The following is a 16,864-nucleotide window of genomic DNA, read 5'->3' as shown; positions in this document are numbered from 1 at the left end:
TGTGTGTAGTTGAATTAACTATTCAATTAGGCAGGTCACCTGTGGGCACCTGGGTTCGATGTGATTTTAAAGTAGAGTGATGATGAATAAGTTAAAAGGAGCATGAAACGAATGAATATAAAAGGAATGAGATTACTTGTTGGGGCGTGCCTGATGGGATTGATTGTAAACTCGCATGCTATGAGCGACAAGCGGCCGGGGAGTCCTGATGTGCCGGTGAAAACCATTCTGGACTACACCGAGCAAGAGTTCTTGGATGCGTATTTGCCTCTGGATATCGAAGGATCCTTGACTGCGGGACATCCCCGTCTTTTTCTCACGCCGGACCTGTTTGACGAGATCATGCTGGACGCCACCAAGGCGGGCATGATCACCAATGATTTTAGAGCTGAAATCGAGGCCCGCATGCTGGCCGATGACTGGATCAATCTATCGGCGGCGAAGTACTGGAAACAGTATGAGGCCACTCTGGATCAGGATGTTCGGCTGGGAAGCGGAAATAACTCTTATGAGCCCAACCATTATGCGATTAAATCGGCCCTGGTCTACATGGCGACCGGCGATCAGCAATTTGCCGACTATGCGGAATGGCTCCTGAACGTAGCGTTGCTGAGTTATGAAAAACGGGCCGGGATGGGCTATGACTTTGCCTGGACCGGTTTTGCCCGGTTGGATTGGTTACTGGCCTACGACTGGGTCTATAACGGGCTCTCTTCCGGGGCACAGGACGACCTGCTCAATCGCTATATCGCTGCCATGGACTTTTTCATGAAAAGAAATTTCAAGGGAGGCGGTCGTGAGGCAAGCTACAATGTTCTCGCGGGAAACTATGGCGCCCGGTTTTTACGGTATTTCATTCCGCTTATGGCTCTCGACAAATCGTTTGTCGACGAGGAGCTAAAAAGCGGCACACTCCGGCCCTGGCTGGACGAAGCCTATGAAATTCATCTGAAATTAATCCACTACCGGGCGCGAAACAGCGGAGAATTCGGCGGGGCGAGTTCGGTCACGCTAAAGTATTCATTTCTCGCCTATCCCTATAGCTTGATCAATTTTATGTATGCCTCCAAATCGGCCTGGGGTCAGGACTTTGCATCGATCGCCCCCGAACTTATGGGGCTTCCATACTATGCGTTATGGAACATGATTTTGGGGGTCGATGAAGAGCTCTACCAATATGGATCCGGTGACTCCCAGCGGCGCGAAAACCAGTTTCCCGGCAGCGAGCTGGCCTTGCATATGAAAAACTATCTCGCGCTCTTCAGCGAGGTGGCCAGTCCGGAGCAAAAGGATGCCATGAACTTTGTTCGGGGAACCTTCGAGAAGGATAGAGTCCATCCCTACTATTCGCTGTTTGGTAATGCGAACGATATTTTTGATTCGACTTGGGATATCCAGGCCCTTCCAAAAGCCTTTTATTTTAAAACCATGGGGCAGCTTTTTTCCAGGAGCGCTTATGATGCCCACGGCACGTATGCCCTGTTCCAGTGCGGCGGGGAGATGTTTGCCCACCGGCATATGGATAACCTGCACTTCACCTTGTACAAGGAAGGATTCCAGGCCCTTGATTCCGGGAATCGGACGAAGTTTTCCAACACGGCCCATTGGTTCGGTCATACTCGGAAAAGCGTGGCGCACAACGTTGTCCTGGTGCACGACCCCCTGAATCCGGGTGAATATGGAGGGCAACTGGCGGACAAGCGGCTGGCTGCCACGCTCAAATCATTTGTGTGGAACGATCATTTCAGCTACATGGCGGGCGATGCGACGGATTGCTACGTGAGTAATAGCGTGGAAGAGGTCAGTCGGCAGTTCTTGCATATTTATCCCAGCCTGTTCTTGGTATTCGACCGGGTTGAAGCGGGTGATGCCGGCTTCCGCAAGGATTGGTTGCTCCATTTCGGTCACCCGCCTACCGTATCGGCCGATGATAATAGTTTTTCCGGATGGAATGGTGGAGGTCGCTTGTATGGCAAGACCCTTGTAAACGCCGGTTGAAAAGTGCGGCGGGCGGCGGGGCGGTCTAAAAGTGCAGCACTCCAACTAAAACTTCCGGATTCCGAGTCGGATCGGGCAACGTGTTTGCCTATGTGATTCGGAACCGGGAGGTAAAGGAGTGTACACAGACATGAAGTGGTGGACCGATATCAGACGGAAGGTGCTCGTTGAGCAGGTAAGCAAGCGCAAGGTCATGGCGGAGTACTCGATTCACGCCAAGACGCTGGAGAAGATCCTGTCTAATCCCGAACCGCCGGGATACCGGATGAGCAGGCCTCGGCCCAAGCCGGTGGTCGGGCCCTTCCTTGGACGGATTGAGGAGATCCTCAAGCAGGACCGGGAACTGCCGAGGAAGCAGCGGCATACGGCCAAGCGGATCTTCGACCGGCTTAAGGAGGAGGGATATTCCGGCGGCTATACCCAGATCAAGGAGGCGGTGCGGGAGCTGAAGGGCCGACTTAAGGAGGTTTATATCCCGCTATCCCACCGCCCCGGGGAAGCCCAGATGGACTTTGGCTACGCACTGGTCAAGGAGAACGGCGTACTGCGGAAGGTGGCCTTCTTCGTTATGAGCCTGCCGTATTCGGATGCGGTCTATGTACAGGTTTACGAAAAGATCTGTACGGAGGTTTTCTGGGACGGGCATGTAAGGGCCTTCCGCTTCTTTGGCGGTGTTCCGTGCAGGATCAGCTACGACAACGAAAAGGTGATGGTGGCCCAAGTGCTCCAGAACCACGAGCGCAAGCTGACCAACGGGTTTTTACAGCTCCAAAGCCACTATCTGTTCAAGGAGCATTTCTGCAACGTGGCCCGGGGCAACGAAAAGGGCGTAGTTGAATCGATGGTGCGCTACACCCGATCCAACTTTATGGTTCCGGTGCCCGAGGTGCGCAGCCTTGAAGAGCTAAACCGAGAGCTTGAGGAGCGGTGCAGGGATGAACTGAGCCGCACACTCCGGGGCAAGGGCCGGACGAAGGGCCAGTTGCTTGAAGAGGAGCGCAGCTGCTTCATCGACCTGCCGGATGCCCCGTTCGATGCCTGCCGGATAAGATCCACCACCGCCAGCTCCCTATCGCTGGTGCGCTTTGATCGCAACGACTATTCGGTGCCCGTGCGTTTCGCCCACTACCAGATGGTGATCAAGGGCTACATCAATCGGGTGGAGGTCTGCCGGGGGGATGAGTGCATCGCCTCCCATCCCCGGCTCTGGAGCCAGGAAGGCGTTCACTTCGATCCCGTGCATTATCTCGCCCTGCTCGAACGAAAGCCCGGCGGATTCGATCATGCCCGTCCGCTGGAGGACTGGAAGCTTCCTTCCTGTTTCCGGGATCTGCGGCGCAGGCTCGAAGCCGAGCTTGCCGGCGAAGGAACCCGGGAGTACATCAAGGTGCTGCGCCTGCTCGAAAAGCATTCGCCCAAAGAGCTCGCCCGGGCAGTCGAACATGCATTGCGCTGCGGAGCCTCGTCCCGGGACGCCATCGCCCAGTTCCTCGTGCCTCGCATGGAATGGCGCTACACACGGTTCAGCCTCGATGGGCACGAGCATCTACGCCACGTGCAGGTGGCTTGTGTAGACGTGGCCGAGTACAACCGACTGCTCGGGCAGGAGGTGGGCGCATGAGCGGGGCATCCTCCAAGGTGCTTTTGGAGCATTATCTCAAAACCCTCAAGCTGCCGAGCATCCTGCGGGAGCATCGTAAGATGGCGGCGGTCTGCCAGGCGGAAGGAGCGGACTATTCAACCTATCTGCTTCGCCTGATCGAGCAGGAGATCCACGACCGGGAACAACGGGCGGCCGAACGTCGGCTCAAGTCCGCCCGGTTCCCTGTGGTTAAGACGCTCGACAGCTTCCGCTTCGAGGATCAGCCCTCGATCAACCAGCCGCTCGTGCGGGAACTCGCCCACGGTGAGTTTATTAAGGAGCGGGAGAACGTGCTGCTCATCGGCAACAGCGGAACGGGCAAGACCCACCTGGCAACGGCCCTGTCCTTTGCCGCCTGTCAGATGGGCTTCAGGATTCGGTTCTTCGGCGTGACCGGCCTGGTTACCCAGTTGCTCGAACGGCGGGAGGAGCGGCAGCTTGAACGGTTCTTCAAACAGCTCGACCGACTCGACCTGCTTGTTCTTGATGAACTCGGATATGTGCCGTTCTCCAAAATGGGGTCTGAACTGCTCTTCGAGGTCGTCAGCCGGGCCTACGAGCGCACCAGTTTGATTGTGACAACCAATCTGCCCTTTGAGTCATGGACAGAGGTGCTCGGCTCCCAGCGCCTGACAGGGGCGCTGTTGGATCGTCTGACCCACCGGGTTCATATCCTCGAAGCCAACGGCGAAAGCTTCAGGCTGCAGGATTCAATACGCCGCCGAAAACAGCGGCAATCCAAGAAGAAATCGTAGGAGAAATTGACACTCGCAAGGATGCGGGGTAATTAACGGGAAAGTGTTGCACTTTTGGGCCGTCGCCCGCCGCACTTTTCAACCGGCGTTTACAGGATTACGACGCCAGTTTTTGCTGTATTGTTTGCCCTGATCTTCATTTCAGGGAGTGTGCACGGAAATGAATCTTCTAAGCTAATCGAGTTGGAACTGCGAACCCGAGAGGGGGGGCAGCCTATTCAAAAGGTGCGGTCGGTTGCGGCCGATGAGATCGGCGTCGTCGTAATCGATATGTGGAACCATCATTGGTGCAATACCGCCTGCAACCGGGTGGGTGCCATGGTGCCGAGGATGAACGATACCTTTGAAACCGCCCGAGCACTCGGTCTAAAAATATTTTGGGCACCGACCGGTGCGGTGGGCGGCTATTCGGGAACCATACCTAGAGAAAAGGCGGCGGCGGTAAAGCGTCACGATGCCATCAAGCTCAGGGAGTTCCATTTGGCGAAATCCTCTGGGGGACTTCCGGTGCATTGTATGTGCGGTTCTGGCATCCAATGTAAAAGGAATTATGGATGGGATAGCATGCATCCAGATTTAATTGTGAGAGAGGATGATTATGTGGTGTGCGGTGCCGAGGAGCTATTTTCTCTATGCAAGGAAAACAACGTTACGACATTAATTTATGCCGGGGTGCATGCAAACGCTTGTGTTTTAGGGAAGCCTGCGGCCATACGTAGCCTGTATGAACTCGGTATTGATTGTCTCGTTGCCCGTGATTTGGTTGATGCATTTACCGATCCCAATTCAGTTGAAAATATATTACATGAAGCGGGTACGGCAAATATTGTAGCTGATATCGAGCGGTTGAATGTTCCTTCCATCAACATGGGAGAATTGATGCAGAATCAGAATTCGGCAGAAGCTAAATCGCTGACAGAATTTGTTCGCATGGCGCCTTGGGGCGTTAAGGAACGGCCCTATTCTTTTCGGGGCGAATCGGCGGTTGTTTTGTCATCCCCTTGGTTGAAGAACGCTGAGTTTTTCTACACGTTGGATGGAAGCGAGCCCTCGCCGCACTCAATGCGGTATGACCAACCGATTGTGCTTTCCGATACTGTCGAGTTAAAGGCGGTCGCCTACCGGAACGGGAAACCAGTTTCCCTCATCAGCGAGGGGTATTATGTATCCCTTTCAGAAACTCCGTCGGTGCCGGATATCCATCTTTCCGAGGTAGAGCGGGAGATTAAAGGAAGGGCCGTCTTTAACTATGAGGTGATCAATGATTTATCGTTCAGTGGTACGCCTTTAACCCTGCGGTCGGACGTCTACGAACGAGGAATTGGAATGCGTTCTCCGACCAGTGCCTATTATCCATTAAAACCTGAATATAAACGGTTTGTTGCGTCGGTTGGTATAGATGACAGATTCTTATTTGAAGAAACAGAAATTAGCCCGAGCGAAAGGGGGCGTCGCGTGGCGATGTACCCGAGTTTGCGCTTTTTGGTACTAATCGACGGAGTTGAGCATGCAAGTAGCCCGATAATGAGAGTGGGGAGCGCTCCATGGGGATTTGATGTTGAGATCCCTCTCGGTAGCAGACAAATTACCCTGTCGGTTATCAGCACCGGCACGCCGTATCCGTTGGAATACGGGGATTGGGTGAATGCCGGTTTTATTATTCAGTAGACCTGGTTTCATTCAACGAATTACGGACCGCCCTTGCCTCGGAAAATTGGAGAATAGTCGCAAATCGGACGTTTTAATACCGCATTATGTCTGTTGCCTCGTTCATGTCTATAAATGAATATCACACTATTAAGAAGGTGGCTTGTCGGTCAGGTAGGATTGGCAAGGCTCTTCTGCTTTTTTAGAAAATAGAGTGATGTTTACTTAATGGAGATTGAATTGTGGCTTATGAATTAAAGAATCCAGATTTTGAGAAAAGTCCGTTCACGGGTATGACACGGGATCATTGGGTGGAATGTGCGAAGTTTCTGGTGGATGGGGTCTTTCAGCACATCAAGGGAATGGACGATCCGATTGTTATTCCCAAGCAAAGTAAAGTTTCCTATCCGCAGGCGGATGATCCGAAGCACCGTTTCCAGGCGGCGGAATTAGAAGGGTTGGCGCGTACCTTCATGGCCGCCGCTCCCGTGATTTCCGATCTGCCGGATGCCGTGAGCAACGGGCTGAACCTCCGCGATTATTATGCGCACCAGATCCTGCAGGCCACGGATCCGGAGTCGCCCCGTTATGCGGGTTCCATTGTCCAGTTCAACGAAGAATATGGCAAAATGCAGTATCAGCAGACCGTGGAGGGCGGAGCGCTGGTGGTCGGATTGATGCAATGTCGCGAGCAGATCTGGGAGCGCTATTCAACTGAAGAAAAGCAACAGGTGGCAACACTGCTTTCTGATTATGCGCATAGCCAGACCATTGGGCACAATTGGCGCTTTTTCAATGTGTTAATGCTCACCTTCCTGAAGGTCACGGGCTTTGAGATTGATGAAGTGATCTTGAAGGATCACCTGCAACATCTGATGGCACAGTATTCCGGTGATGGTTGGTACAATGATGATCCGTGCTATGATTTGTATAACCCATGGGGCTACCATTTTTATGGGCCGCTTTGGTGTCGCTGGTATGGCTATGAACATGAGCCGGAAATCGCCGCGGTTATCGAAAAACGTAATCGGGAATTCATCGAAAACTGGCCCCGTTTTTATTCAAGGGAAGGACACCAGTTGATGTGGGGACGCAGCCTCAATTATCGGTTCGGAAATTCGGCGGCACTGGGGGGGCACTTTTTGATGAATGATCCGGTCTTGAATCCTGGATTTGCCCGGCGTATTGCTTCGGCGAATATGCTGCAGTTTGTTACTCGAGACGATCTGTATGTAAACGGCGTGCCGTGTCTGGGGTATTACGGCCCATTTGAACCGTTGATTCAATTTTACAGTTGTGCCGCCAGTCCGTTCTGGGTGGCCAAAATTTTTGTGGCGTTATCGTTGCCGAAGGACTCCCCGTTCTGGACGGCTGAAGAAAACGAAGGGTTCTGGCCAGAGCTGGGGGATCGTACGGAAACGGTCGAGCTGGAAGGTCCCGGTATTCAGGTGATCAACCGCGGGGATACCGGAGCTAGTGAGATCTTGACCGGTAAGGTGCCTCAGCATTCGCCTTATTATAATCAGTTATCTTTTAACGCAGATTATTGCTACGAGGATGAGTCCGAACGAGGCAGTAATCCGATCAATTATTCGGTGCGTGACCTCGGTGGCGGTGGATTCCGCATTCCGCTGACGATTGGTTTCAACCGCTTTGAGGATGGCGTCATGTATCGTACGCTGAACATGAAGGCGGGCATGGGAGCCAATTCTCTTCTGACATATGTGGTGAATAAGGGCATGGAGCGAATTGATCTCGCCGATCTCATTATTCCGGGAGGTGTCATTCGGGTGGATCGCATTCGGTTGCCCTACAGCAACCAGCTCCACCTCGGCCATTATGCTTTGCCGCATTTCGATGGGAAATCCGCCAACGTTGAGCCGGGAACTGCGGATGGGTGCAAAACGCTTACGGGATCGATCAAGGGGCGCAAGCTAGCGATGACCTCCGTCCACGGATGGGAAAACCTTCAGGCCGCCAAGCACCAAGGCAAGAATTCGGAAGCGGAAGAAAGTACGGTGATCTACGCAAATCGCACCGTCGAGACCGACTACTCCGGGATGGAACTGTTGATCACCGTGATGCTGCATCGCCAGGACAACGGAAATTGGTCGAACGATGAATTGATGCCGATCCGTTCCTATGAGTTGCTTCCCTGGGCACCTTCCGGTCAACCATGCGGCGTGAAGTTGGAGCTTAAGGATGGACGTACCATTACAGTCGATTTTGGAAACGTCGAAGGCAATCTAACATAAAGCAGAGCGAGGATCGGTCTGTGCCTAAAGCCTTTATTGATTAGCAAATATATTTAAAAAACTTGACCCATTTTGAATGGAGATGATGTGGAGTCAAGAATGAAAACCAAAGGACTAACGATTACCGCGCCTGCCGTTGAGGGGCAATCGGCCCTGGTTTTTAAAGTGTCTATATAGGTGAACTTAAGGAATGAATGATGAATAAAAATAATAGATCAACCGCTCGATTCGTGCGGTGTAAGGTTGTTGTTATAGCGGCGTTGTTTTCGATGCCATTCACGGGGCATGCCGCTGGTGGTTTGTTGGCGGATCTTCAGCCCCAGCCCAATTTTAAAACTTATACATTTGATCAGGCGATAGAGCAGGATTTTACCGCCCATGAGGACTCCGTCCTTTCACGTAATGGAAAGGTACTTCACGGGGCGTCGGGTAAATCGTTGCAGTGGGACTGGTCGAAATCCGGTGCGAGTTTTCAGTATCGGAATAATCAGGCGTTTAAAAATCTAAAAGGCGAACATGAGCGGAACATTACGAAATGGGATGTTTCTCATTGGCTGAGCACCTTCTCCCTTTGGGTATACAACGAAACGGTGTCCGACGAAAAGCTGTGGTTTTCCATTGGTGATGGAACGAGTGAAGATGCGCGATTCTACATGTTGCTTAATTTTACAGGATGGCGCGAATTAAAGGCGTTGTACGGACGGGATATACCTGGGTTCCCTAATCAGGAAACCGCAGATACCTTGACGGTCTTTTCGCCCGAAGGAAATCATTCGGGCACGCTCTATTTTGACGACTTTTGTCCTCGGATGGAAGTGGAGGAGCGCTTTGTGGGACCTGCTGACTATGTTCCCTGGGTAGCCACGGAGTACATCACGAGACGCGCACAGCGGGACCCTCTGCCGGTGCCGGAGTCCATTACCGACGCCCAGATGGCGGATATGAAAATGATCACGGGGCGGCTGGAGTCATTGTATACCCGTAAGATCAAACCCCGTAAGATTAGTACGGAAAAGATGGATGAACTTCGAGCCTTATATACTCGTTGGAATATTTCCCGGAATGGAACGCAGATCGACGGACTTGATATTGTGTATGCCGCAATGGCGCAGTTTGAAACCTTGCCGGTAAAGTATTATCCTGTAGCTTTTTGGAAGAAGAATGTCACCCCGATCATGGAAGCCTATCAGGCGGTTTCGGATGAGGACATGAAGGCCGAGCTCAAGGGCATGCTGGATGGGTTGGTCGATTTGTGGCTTCAGCAAAGCCAGGCATTCAAGGATCGGGGGGTGGCTAAGGATAATTTTGTGTGGCCCATCTTGGCCTATCAGGATGAACTGAAGGCCTCTGGACGATACGGAGAATTGGTCGCCAGTGTGCAAAAGGTTGCTGTCGATGTTTCTTTTCTGGATGTTTACCCTTATGCCCAGGGAAGCGTGTACACCGCGTCCATCGCCGCTTCGTTATATCCTGTATTGCTGAAAGAAAATTCGCCGGAAAAATGGGTCGAACTTTTGGAGTTTAAGCGGTGGGCTGAGCATGTTGTCCACCATGCGGAATTCAAGCCGGACGGGACCTTGCATCATCATCGGCAACACTATTCGGGCTATAGCATTCCTTCTCTTGGGGCCGCCACGCGTCTTGTGCAATTATTCAGCAACACCTCGCTGGCCTTGGATGAAACGCATAAACAGGTTAGACGTGCGCTGGAGGTCGTTCATTTTTATGTCATTAACAACCATGGCCCACGTGCGTTTGCAGGGCGCCATCCCCGACAGGGTGCTAATCTTTCTCCTTCTTTTCTTAATTTGGCGGAATTGAAAAATCCCTTTACGGGGGAATCCATTGATCGAGAAATGGCCGCGAATTTTCTCTATCACGCACAACGCAATAAACCGCGAACGGCCTACGCGCCGTTCATTAAAAAGTATACTGAAATGGGGATCACCGCCGCCGCGACTCCTTCCGGCCATTTAACATTGAACCATTCAGTTGCGGCGTTGCATCGTCGTGATGATTGGATGGCGGTCGTGCGAGGGGCCAACCAGTATTATGTGGGTACGGAAATCTACGGTTACGGGCAAAATAATAGCATGGGTCGTAATGTCTTTAACGGCATGTTGAATATTATTTCCTCTGGAAACCCGGTCAATCCGGATGACAGTGGGTTTATTCTCGATCAGGGCTGGAACTGGAACTATTGGCCAGGAACCACGGTGCGGGATTTGCCATTTGATGCGCTGACGGCCCATTTCTTGGTCGAGGAATATTATGCGGATGAATATTTCGCGGGGGGGACCTCGTTGGGCGCAAACGGGGTTTTTGCCCTGAAATTCCATGAGATTCCTCCCACGAGAGCCGCGCCTCCGAAACGCTGGTTCGAGCCGAAGGACTATCAGAAGAGAATCAAGGATGCCATGTTTGATGAAAGTCATCATGCCCGCAAGTCCTATGCCTTTTTCGACGATCTGATTGTGGCGCTGGGATCGGGGATTAAGAACCGAGACAAAGACCATCGTACGGTTACCGTGTTGTTTCAGAATCATTTGAACGACGACGTCGTGAATGATTTTGTTCTGGCGGACACCTCAAAAACCTTCCCTTTGGATAAAACGCTGGGGGCGGAGAATGCATGGTTTGTCGATAGTCAGAGAATTGGTTATTACGTGCCGTCTGACAACGATGAGGTTCAGCTGTCTCGCGGCGAAAAATCATCGCCGTTTTATCCTTCGAAAAATGCGAATACGATTGTGGAGGGTCGGGGCCCCATGGAATGGGGAGTTATTGATCATGGCAAGGCCCCCAAAGAGAGCGGCTATGAATATGCAATGCTAATCAATGCCGATGAATCGAAGATGAAGGATTTTTCGGCGAAACCGCCCTACGAGGTATTGCAGAACGATCAGGATGCACATGTTGTACGGCATGCGGAAAGTCGAACCACCTCGTATGTATTGTTCGAAAATGCAGACAAGGTGGATGCGGGTCCTCTTTATGGAGCCAGCAAACCCTGCATTCTGATGATTCAGGAAGTTGGAGAGGATCGGATAAAAATCAGCCTGGTAGACCCCGATCTAGGAGAATCGATCGGCAAGGGCGACGATACGTATGTGGCCAACAAGCACTATGTGATCGGAACCAAAGTCACGTTGAGCCTCAACGGTCGGTGGTGGAGCAATAATTTCCATCCGCAGGCTGGTGCAGCGTATACGGATATCGTTGAAGAAGAGCGTTCCGTGACGAAAGTGGAGTTCCATTGCAAGCAAGGTTTGCCGGTTGAAATTGAGTTGAAGCGCAGGGCGAAACTTTGATGAGCGTATCTTTTCGGATGATGGTGGTTTTATAGCCGCATCACATTTAAGTGTTCTTTGGTGCTGGCGGGTTGTCGGATGATCCGAGAATCCGTACCGCTGAAATCATGGGTAGGGTGAAAGCGGGGATATCAGCCTGCCGCATCCTAGCCGTGTGAATTCAGTGAGGCTGGACCTTTGCAGTAAATTAACTCGCGAATTCAGGGTAAATGTAAGGAATAAATGATGAATAAAAATAATAGATCAACCGCACGATTCGTGCGGTGTAAGGTTGTTGTTATATCGGCGTTGTTTTCGATGCCGTTCACGGGGCATGCTATTGATGGAGTATTGACTGATCTTCAGCCCCAGCCCAATTTTAAAACTTATACATTTGATCAGGCGATAGAGCCGGACTTTACCGCCCATGAGGACTCCGTCCTTTCACGTAATGGAAAGGTACTTCACGGGGCGTCGGGTAAATCGTTGCAGTGGGACTGGTCGAAATCCGGTGCGAGTTTTCAGTATCGGAATAATCAGGCGTTTAAAAATCTAAAAGGCGAACAGGAGCGGAACGTTGCGAAATGGGATGTTTCACATTGGCTGAGCACCTTCTCCCTTTGGGTATACAACGAAACGGCGTCCGACGAAAAGCTGTGGTTTTCCATTGGTGATGGAACGAGTGAAGATGCGCGATTCTACATGTTGCTTAATTTTACAGGATGGCGCGAATTAAAGGCGTTGTACGGACGGGATATCCCCGGGTTCCCTAATCAGAAAACCGCAGATACCTTGACGGTCTTTTCGCCCGAAGGAAATCATTCGGGCACGCTCTATTTTGACGACTTTTGTCCTCGGATGGAAGTGGAGGAGCGCTTTGTGGGACCTACGGACTATAGTCCCTGGGTAGCGACGGAGTATATCACGAGACGCGCGCAGCGGGACCCCCTGCCGGTGCCGGAGTCCATTACCGATGCCCAGATGGCGGATATGAAAATGATCACGGGGCGGCTGGAGTCATTGTATACCCGTAAGATCAAACCCCGTAAGATCAGTACGGAAAAGATGGATGAACTTCGAGCCTTGTATACTCGTTGGAATATTTCCCGGAATGGAACGCAGATCGACGGCCTTGATATTGTGTATGCTGCAATGGCGCAGTTTGAAAATGGTTTGGCGGTAAAGTATTATCCCGCCTCTTTCTGGAAGAAGAATGTCACCCCGATCATGGAAGCCTATCAGGCGGCCTCGGATGAGGACATGAAGGCCGAGCTCAAGGGCATGCTGGATGGGTTGGTCGATTTGTGGCTGCAGCAAAGCAAGGGATTCAAGGATCGGGGAGTGGCCCGGGATAATTTTGTGTGGCCCATCTTGGCCTATCAGGATGAACTAAAGGCCTCTGGACGATACGGAGAATTGGTCGCCAGTGTGCAAAAGGTTGCTGTCGATGTTTCTTTTCTGGATGTTTACCCTTATGCGCAGGGAAGCGTGTACACCGCGTCCATTGCGGCTTCGTTATATCCTGTATTACTGAAAGAAAATTCGCCGGAAAAATGGATCGAACTTTTGGAGTTTAAGCGGTGGGCTGAGCATGTTGTCCACCATGCGGAATTCAAGCCGGACGGGACCTTGCATCATCATCGGCAACACTATTCGGGCTATAGCATTCCTTCTCTGGGGGCCGCCACGCGTCTTGTGCAATTATTCAGCAACACCTCGCTGGCCTTGGAGGAAACGCATAAACAGGTTAGACGTGCGCTGGAGGTCGTTCATTTTTATATCATTAACAACCATGGCCCACGTGCGTTTGCAGGGCGCCATCCCCGACAGCGCACTAATCTTTCTCCTTCTTTTCTTAATATGGCAAAATCGGGAGATCCCTATACGGGGGAATCCATTGATCGGGAAATGGCCGCGAATTTTCTCTATCACGCACAACGCAATAAACCGCGAAAGGCCTACGCGCCGTTCGTTAAAAAGTATACTGAAATGGGGGTCACCGCCGCCGAGACTCCTTCCGGCCATTTAACATTGAACCATTCGGTTGCGGCGCTGCATCGTCGTGATGATTGGATGGCGGTCGTGCGAGGGGCCAACCAGTATTATGTGGGCACGGAAATCTATGGTTTCCAGCAAAACAATAGCATGGGTCGGAATGTCTTTAACGGCATGTTGAATGTTATTTCCTCTGGAAACCCGGTCAATCCGGATGACAGTGGGTTTATTCTCGATCGGGGCTGGAACTGGAACTATTGGCCAGGAACCACGGTACGGGATTTGCCGTTTGATGCGCTGGCGGCCCATTTCTTGGTCGAGGAATATTATGCGGATGAATATTTCGCGGGGGGGACCTCGTTGGGCGCCAATGGGGTTTTTGCCCTGAAATTCCATGAGATTCCTCCCACGAGAGTCGCGCCGCCGAAACGGTGGTTCGAGCCGAAGGACTATCAGCAGAGAATCAAGGATGCCATGTTTGATGAAAGTCATCATGCCCGCAAGTCCTATGCCTTTTTTGACGATCTGATTGTGGCGCTGGGATCGGGGATTAAGAACCAAGACAAAGACCATCGTACGGTTACAGTCTTGTTTCAGAATCATTTGAACGACGACGTCGTGAATGATTTTGTGCTGGCGGACACCTCAAAAACCTTCCCTTTGGATAAAACCTTGGGGGCGGAGAATGCATGGTTTGTCGATAGTCAGAGAATTGGTTATTACGTGCCGTCTGACAACGATGAGGTTCAGCTGTCTCGCGGCGAAAAATCATCGCCGTTTTATCCTTCGCCAAGGGTTAATACAATTGTGGAGGGTCGTGGCCCCATGGAATGGGGCGTTATTGATCATGGCAAGGCCCCCAAAGAGAGCGGCTATGAATATGCAATGCTGATCAATGCCGATGAATCTAAGATGAAGGATTTTTCGGTGAGACCGCCCTACGAGGTGTTGCAGAACGATCAGGATGCACATGTTGTACGGCATGCGGAAAGTCGAACTACCTCGTATGTATTATTCGAAAATGCAGACAAGGTGGATGCGGGTCCTCTTTATGGAGCCAGCAAGCCTTGCATTCTGATGATTCAGGAAGTTGGAGAGGATCGGATAAAAATCAGCCTGGTAGACCCCGATCTGGGAGAATCGATCGGCAAGGGCGACGATACGTATGTGGCCAACAAGCACTATGTGATCGGTACCAAAGTCACGTTGAGCCTCAACGGTCGGTGGTGGAGCAATATTTTCCATCCGCAGGCTGGAGAAGCGTATGCGGATATGGTTGACGAAGAGTGTTACGTGACGAAAGTGGAGTTCCATTGCAAGCAAGGCTTGCCGGTTGAAATAGAGTTAAAACGCAAGGAGAAAATCTAATGAATTTGTATTTTAAGATTATGGTAGTTTTGTTCGTTTCTGGTTTTTTTGTAACGATGGCGGAATCAGGGGCAGCGGGCAATCTGACTGCGGAAAATCAGGATGGTGTCTTTTTGCCGAATGTAGAATCACTCCAGAATTATCAATGTCCGGAATGGTTTCGAGATGCAAAATTTGGAATTTATTCCCATTGGAATGCGCAAAGCTCAGTACTAAGCACAAGAAACGGATGGTATGCACGAAATATGTATGAGGAAGGAAACACTTCCTATAAACAGCATCTTAAACACTATGGGCATCCTTCGGAATATGGCTACAAGGATGTCATTAAGGCGTGGAATGCGGATCAGTTCGACGCGAATACTTGGGTAAAACTGTTCAAGAAAGCAGGTGCGAAGTACATCATCGTCATGGCGACTCACCATGATAACTTTGACATGTGGAATTCAAAACATCAACCCAAGTGGAATTCAATGAATTATGGTCCCAAAACCGATGTCGTTGGGGAGATTCGCGAGGCAACAATTAAAGAAGGCCTTCGCTTTGGTGTAACAACCCATTTAGAACGGACATGGAGCTGGTTTCAAGTTAATAAAAAATCGGACATATCCGGGCCCTATGCAGGTGTTCCGTACGATGGTAACGATCCGGATTACCGCGATCTTTATCTTGATCCGGATCCAAATGGCGACACCCGTATGGGGCATCCAGTTAATGCCCCCGAATCCTGGAGGAATCATTGGGCAGACCGTATGAAGGATTTGATTGATAATTATGCGCCTGATCATTTGTATGTGGATGGAGGTATTCCATTCTACGGAGATGATAAAGGACAAACGGGGTTGGATGTCATCGCGCATTATTATAATCAGAATGCCAGTAACCACGATGGAATCAATGAAGGTGTTATGTGCGTGAAAGACTGGCTTCATCGGTGGCCCAATGGAAACAACGGCTACTACTGGGATGGGGTTGCAACGTTGGATATGGAACGAAAAAGATCCGACAAACTTTTGTCGGAACCGTGGCAGACCGATAGCTCGATCGGGCCTTGGTTTTATTCAGCAAAAGCCAAATATCGTTCCGTGGAGGCATTGATTCATGAACTGGTTGATATTGTTTCTAAAAACGGGAACTTATTACTCAATGTCGGAGCAAAAGGGGATGGTTCTTTTGATGATGAATCGGTCCGGATTCTTGAAGAGATTGGTCGATGGCTATCCGTCAATGGGCAGGCAATTTACAATACCCGTCCTTGGAAAATATTTGGTGAAGGAGATTTGCGCTTTACGACAAATGACCATGTTCTTTATGCAACAGCACTAAAGTGGCCGGAAGATCGGTTGATTATACAAGCTACGGAAATGTGGAGTCCAAAGGACATTGAATCTGTTGAGCTTCTTGGTTCCGGTGATGTGAAGTGGGTTCTCGGTAAAGAAGGATTAACGATAATTCCAAATCAAAAACCTAAAACAGACCATGCATTTGTTTTTAAGATTAGTTGCACCAAACCTTTGTCCCTGATGCCAGCCAAAAAAGGAGAACAAAAGGTATCGAATGATCATGATAAGGAAGCGTCTAAATATGGACTTGATGGTCAGGGGGGTGGGGGAAAGTTATAATATCGGCAGAATATAGAACGATTGAAATTCGGTATGCGGTCGATAACACAAGAGGTGATCGGCGCTTAGGTTATAACGGGTATCAAAAATGGTCATGGGTGGAGTGGTAGCTATCATCGGCAGGCCGGAGAAGCGTATACAGACGTCGTTGAAGAAGATCGCTATGTGACGAAAGTGGAGTTCCATTGCAAGCAAGGCTTGCCGGTTGAAATTGAGTTGAAGCGCAAGGCGAAACTTTGATGAACGTATCTTTTCGGGCCGTGGGCTCCACCTTTGCTTTTCCGCATGTGGA

General features: G+C 50.8%; 8 protein-coding genes. All 8 read left to right on the top strand.

The window, feature by feature from the left end:
• Nucleotides 1-111: 111 nt before the first annotated feature.
• The 8 genes from SCARR_RS05560 to SCARR_RS05525 all read left to right on the top strand — a co-directional run bounded on the left by SCARR_RS05560 (nt 112) and on the right by SCARR_RS05525 (nt 16,572).
• Entirely contained in the window at nt 112-1,998 is a 1,887-nt protein-coding gene (locus SCARR_RS05560; RefSeq protein WP_168433025.1) for a heparinase II/III domain-containing protein, read from the top strand.
• A 130-nt stretch (nt 1,999-2,128) separates the two neighbouring features.
• Nucleotides 2,129-3,619, top strand: coding sequence for an IS21 family transposase (gene istA, locus SCARR_RS05555; protein WP_136060512.1), 1,491 nt, complete (start codon nt 2,129-2,131; stop codon nt 3,617-3,619).
• Nucleotides 3,616-4,395: an IS21-like element helper ATPase IstB gene (gene istB / locus SCARR_RS05550; protein WP_136060511.1), complete on the top strand. Its 780-nt coding sequence runs from the start codon at nt 3,616-3,618 to the stop codon at nt 4,393-4,395. The genes istA and istB overlap by 4 nt, the downstream gene beginning before the upstream one ends.
• 330 nt (nt 4,396-4,725) lie before the next feature.
• Nucleotides 4,726-6,063, top strand: coding sequence for an NPCBM/NEW2 domain-containing protein (locus SCARR_RS05545; RefSeq protein ID WP_342803672.1), 1,338 nt, complete (start codon nt 4,726-4,728; stop codon nt 6,061-6,063).
• Between the two features lie 221 nt (nt 6,064-6,284).
• Nucleotides 6,285-8,297 carry a DUF2264 domain-containing protein gene (locus SCARR_RS05540; RefSeq protein ID WP_136060509.1) on the top strand — a complete coding sequence of 671 codons (2,013 nt, stop codon included), beginning with the start codon at nt 6,285-6,287 and terminating at the stop codon, nt 8,295-8,297.
• Between the two features lie 194 nt (nt 8,298-8,491).
• Nucleotides 8,492-11,608 carry a chondroitinase family polysaccharide lyase gene (locus SCARR_RS05535; RefSeq protein ID WP_136060508.1) on the top strand — a complete coding sequence of 1,039 codons (3,117 nt, stop codon included), beginning with the start codon at nt 8,492-8,494 and terminating at the stop codon, nt 11,606-11,608.
• A 222-nt stretch (nt 11,609-11,830) separates the two neighbouring features.
• Entirely contained in the window at nt 11,831-14,950 is a 3,120-nt protein-coding gene (locus SCARR_RS05530) for a chondroitinase family polysaccharide lyase (RefSeq protein ID WP_136060507.1), read from the top strand.
• Complete coding sequence (locus SCARR_RS05525) at nt 14,950-16,572, top strand: alpha-L-fucosidase (protein ID WP_136060506.1); 1,623 nt, start codon at nt 14,950-14,952, stop codon at nt 16,570-16,572. Before SCARR_RS05530 ends, SCARR_RS05525 begins: the two co-directional genes overlap by 1 nt.
• The last annotated feature ends 292 nt before the right edge of the window (nt 16,573-16,864 follow it).

It is taken from the genome of Pontiella sulfatireligans (genome assembly GCF_900890705.1).
Classification (GTDB): Bacteria; Verrucomicrobiota; Kiritimatiellia; order Kiritimatiellales; family Pontiellaceae; genus Pontiella; species Pontiella sulfatireligans.
This window is presented reverse-complemented; position numbering and strand designations above follow the sequence as displayed.

Excerpts from the sequence above, each read along its gene's own strand:
- istA (WP_136060512.1), top strand. The coding sequence starts at position 2,129 with ATGAAGTGGTGGACCGATATCAGACGGAAGGTGCTCGTTGAGCAGGTA.
- SCARR_RS05530 (WP_136060507.1), top strand. The coding sequence starts at position 11,831 with ATGATGAATAAAAATAATAGATCAACCGCACGATTCGTGCGGTGTAAG.
- istB (WP_136060511.1), top strand. The coding sequence starts at position 3,616 with ATGAGCGGGGCATCCTCCAAGGTGCTTTTGGAGCATTATCTCAAAACC.
- SCARR_RS05535 (WP_136060508.1), top strand. The coding sequence starts at position 8,492 with ATGATGAATAAAAATAATAGATCAACCGCTCGATTCGTGCGGTGTAAG.
- SCARR_RS05560 (WP_168433025.1), top strand. The coding sequence starts at position 112 with ATGAATATAAAAGGAATGAGATTACTTGTTGGGGCGTGCCTGATGGGA.
- SCARR_RS05545 (WP_342803672.1), top strand. The coding sequence starts at position 4,726 with ATGAACGATACCTTTGAAACCGCCCGAGCACTCGGTCTAAAAATATTT.
- SCARR_RS05525 (WP_136060506.1), top strand. The coding sequence starts at position 14,950 with ATGAATTTGTATTTTAAGATTATGGTAGTTTTGTTCGTTTCTGGTTTT.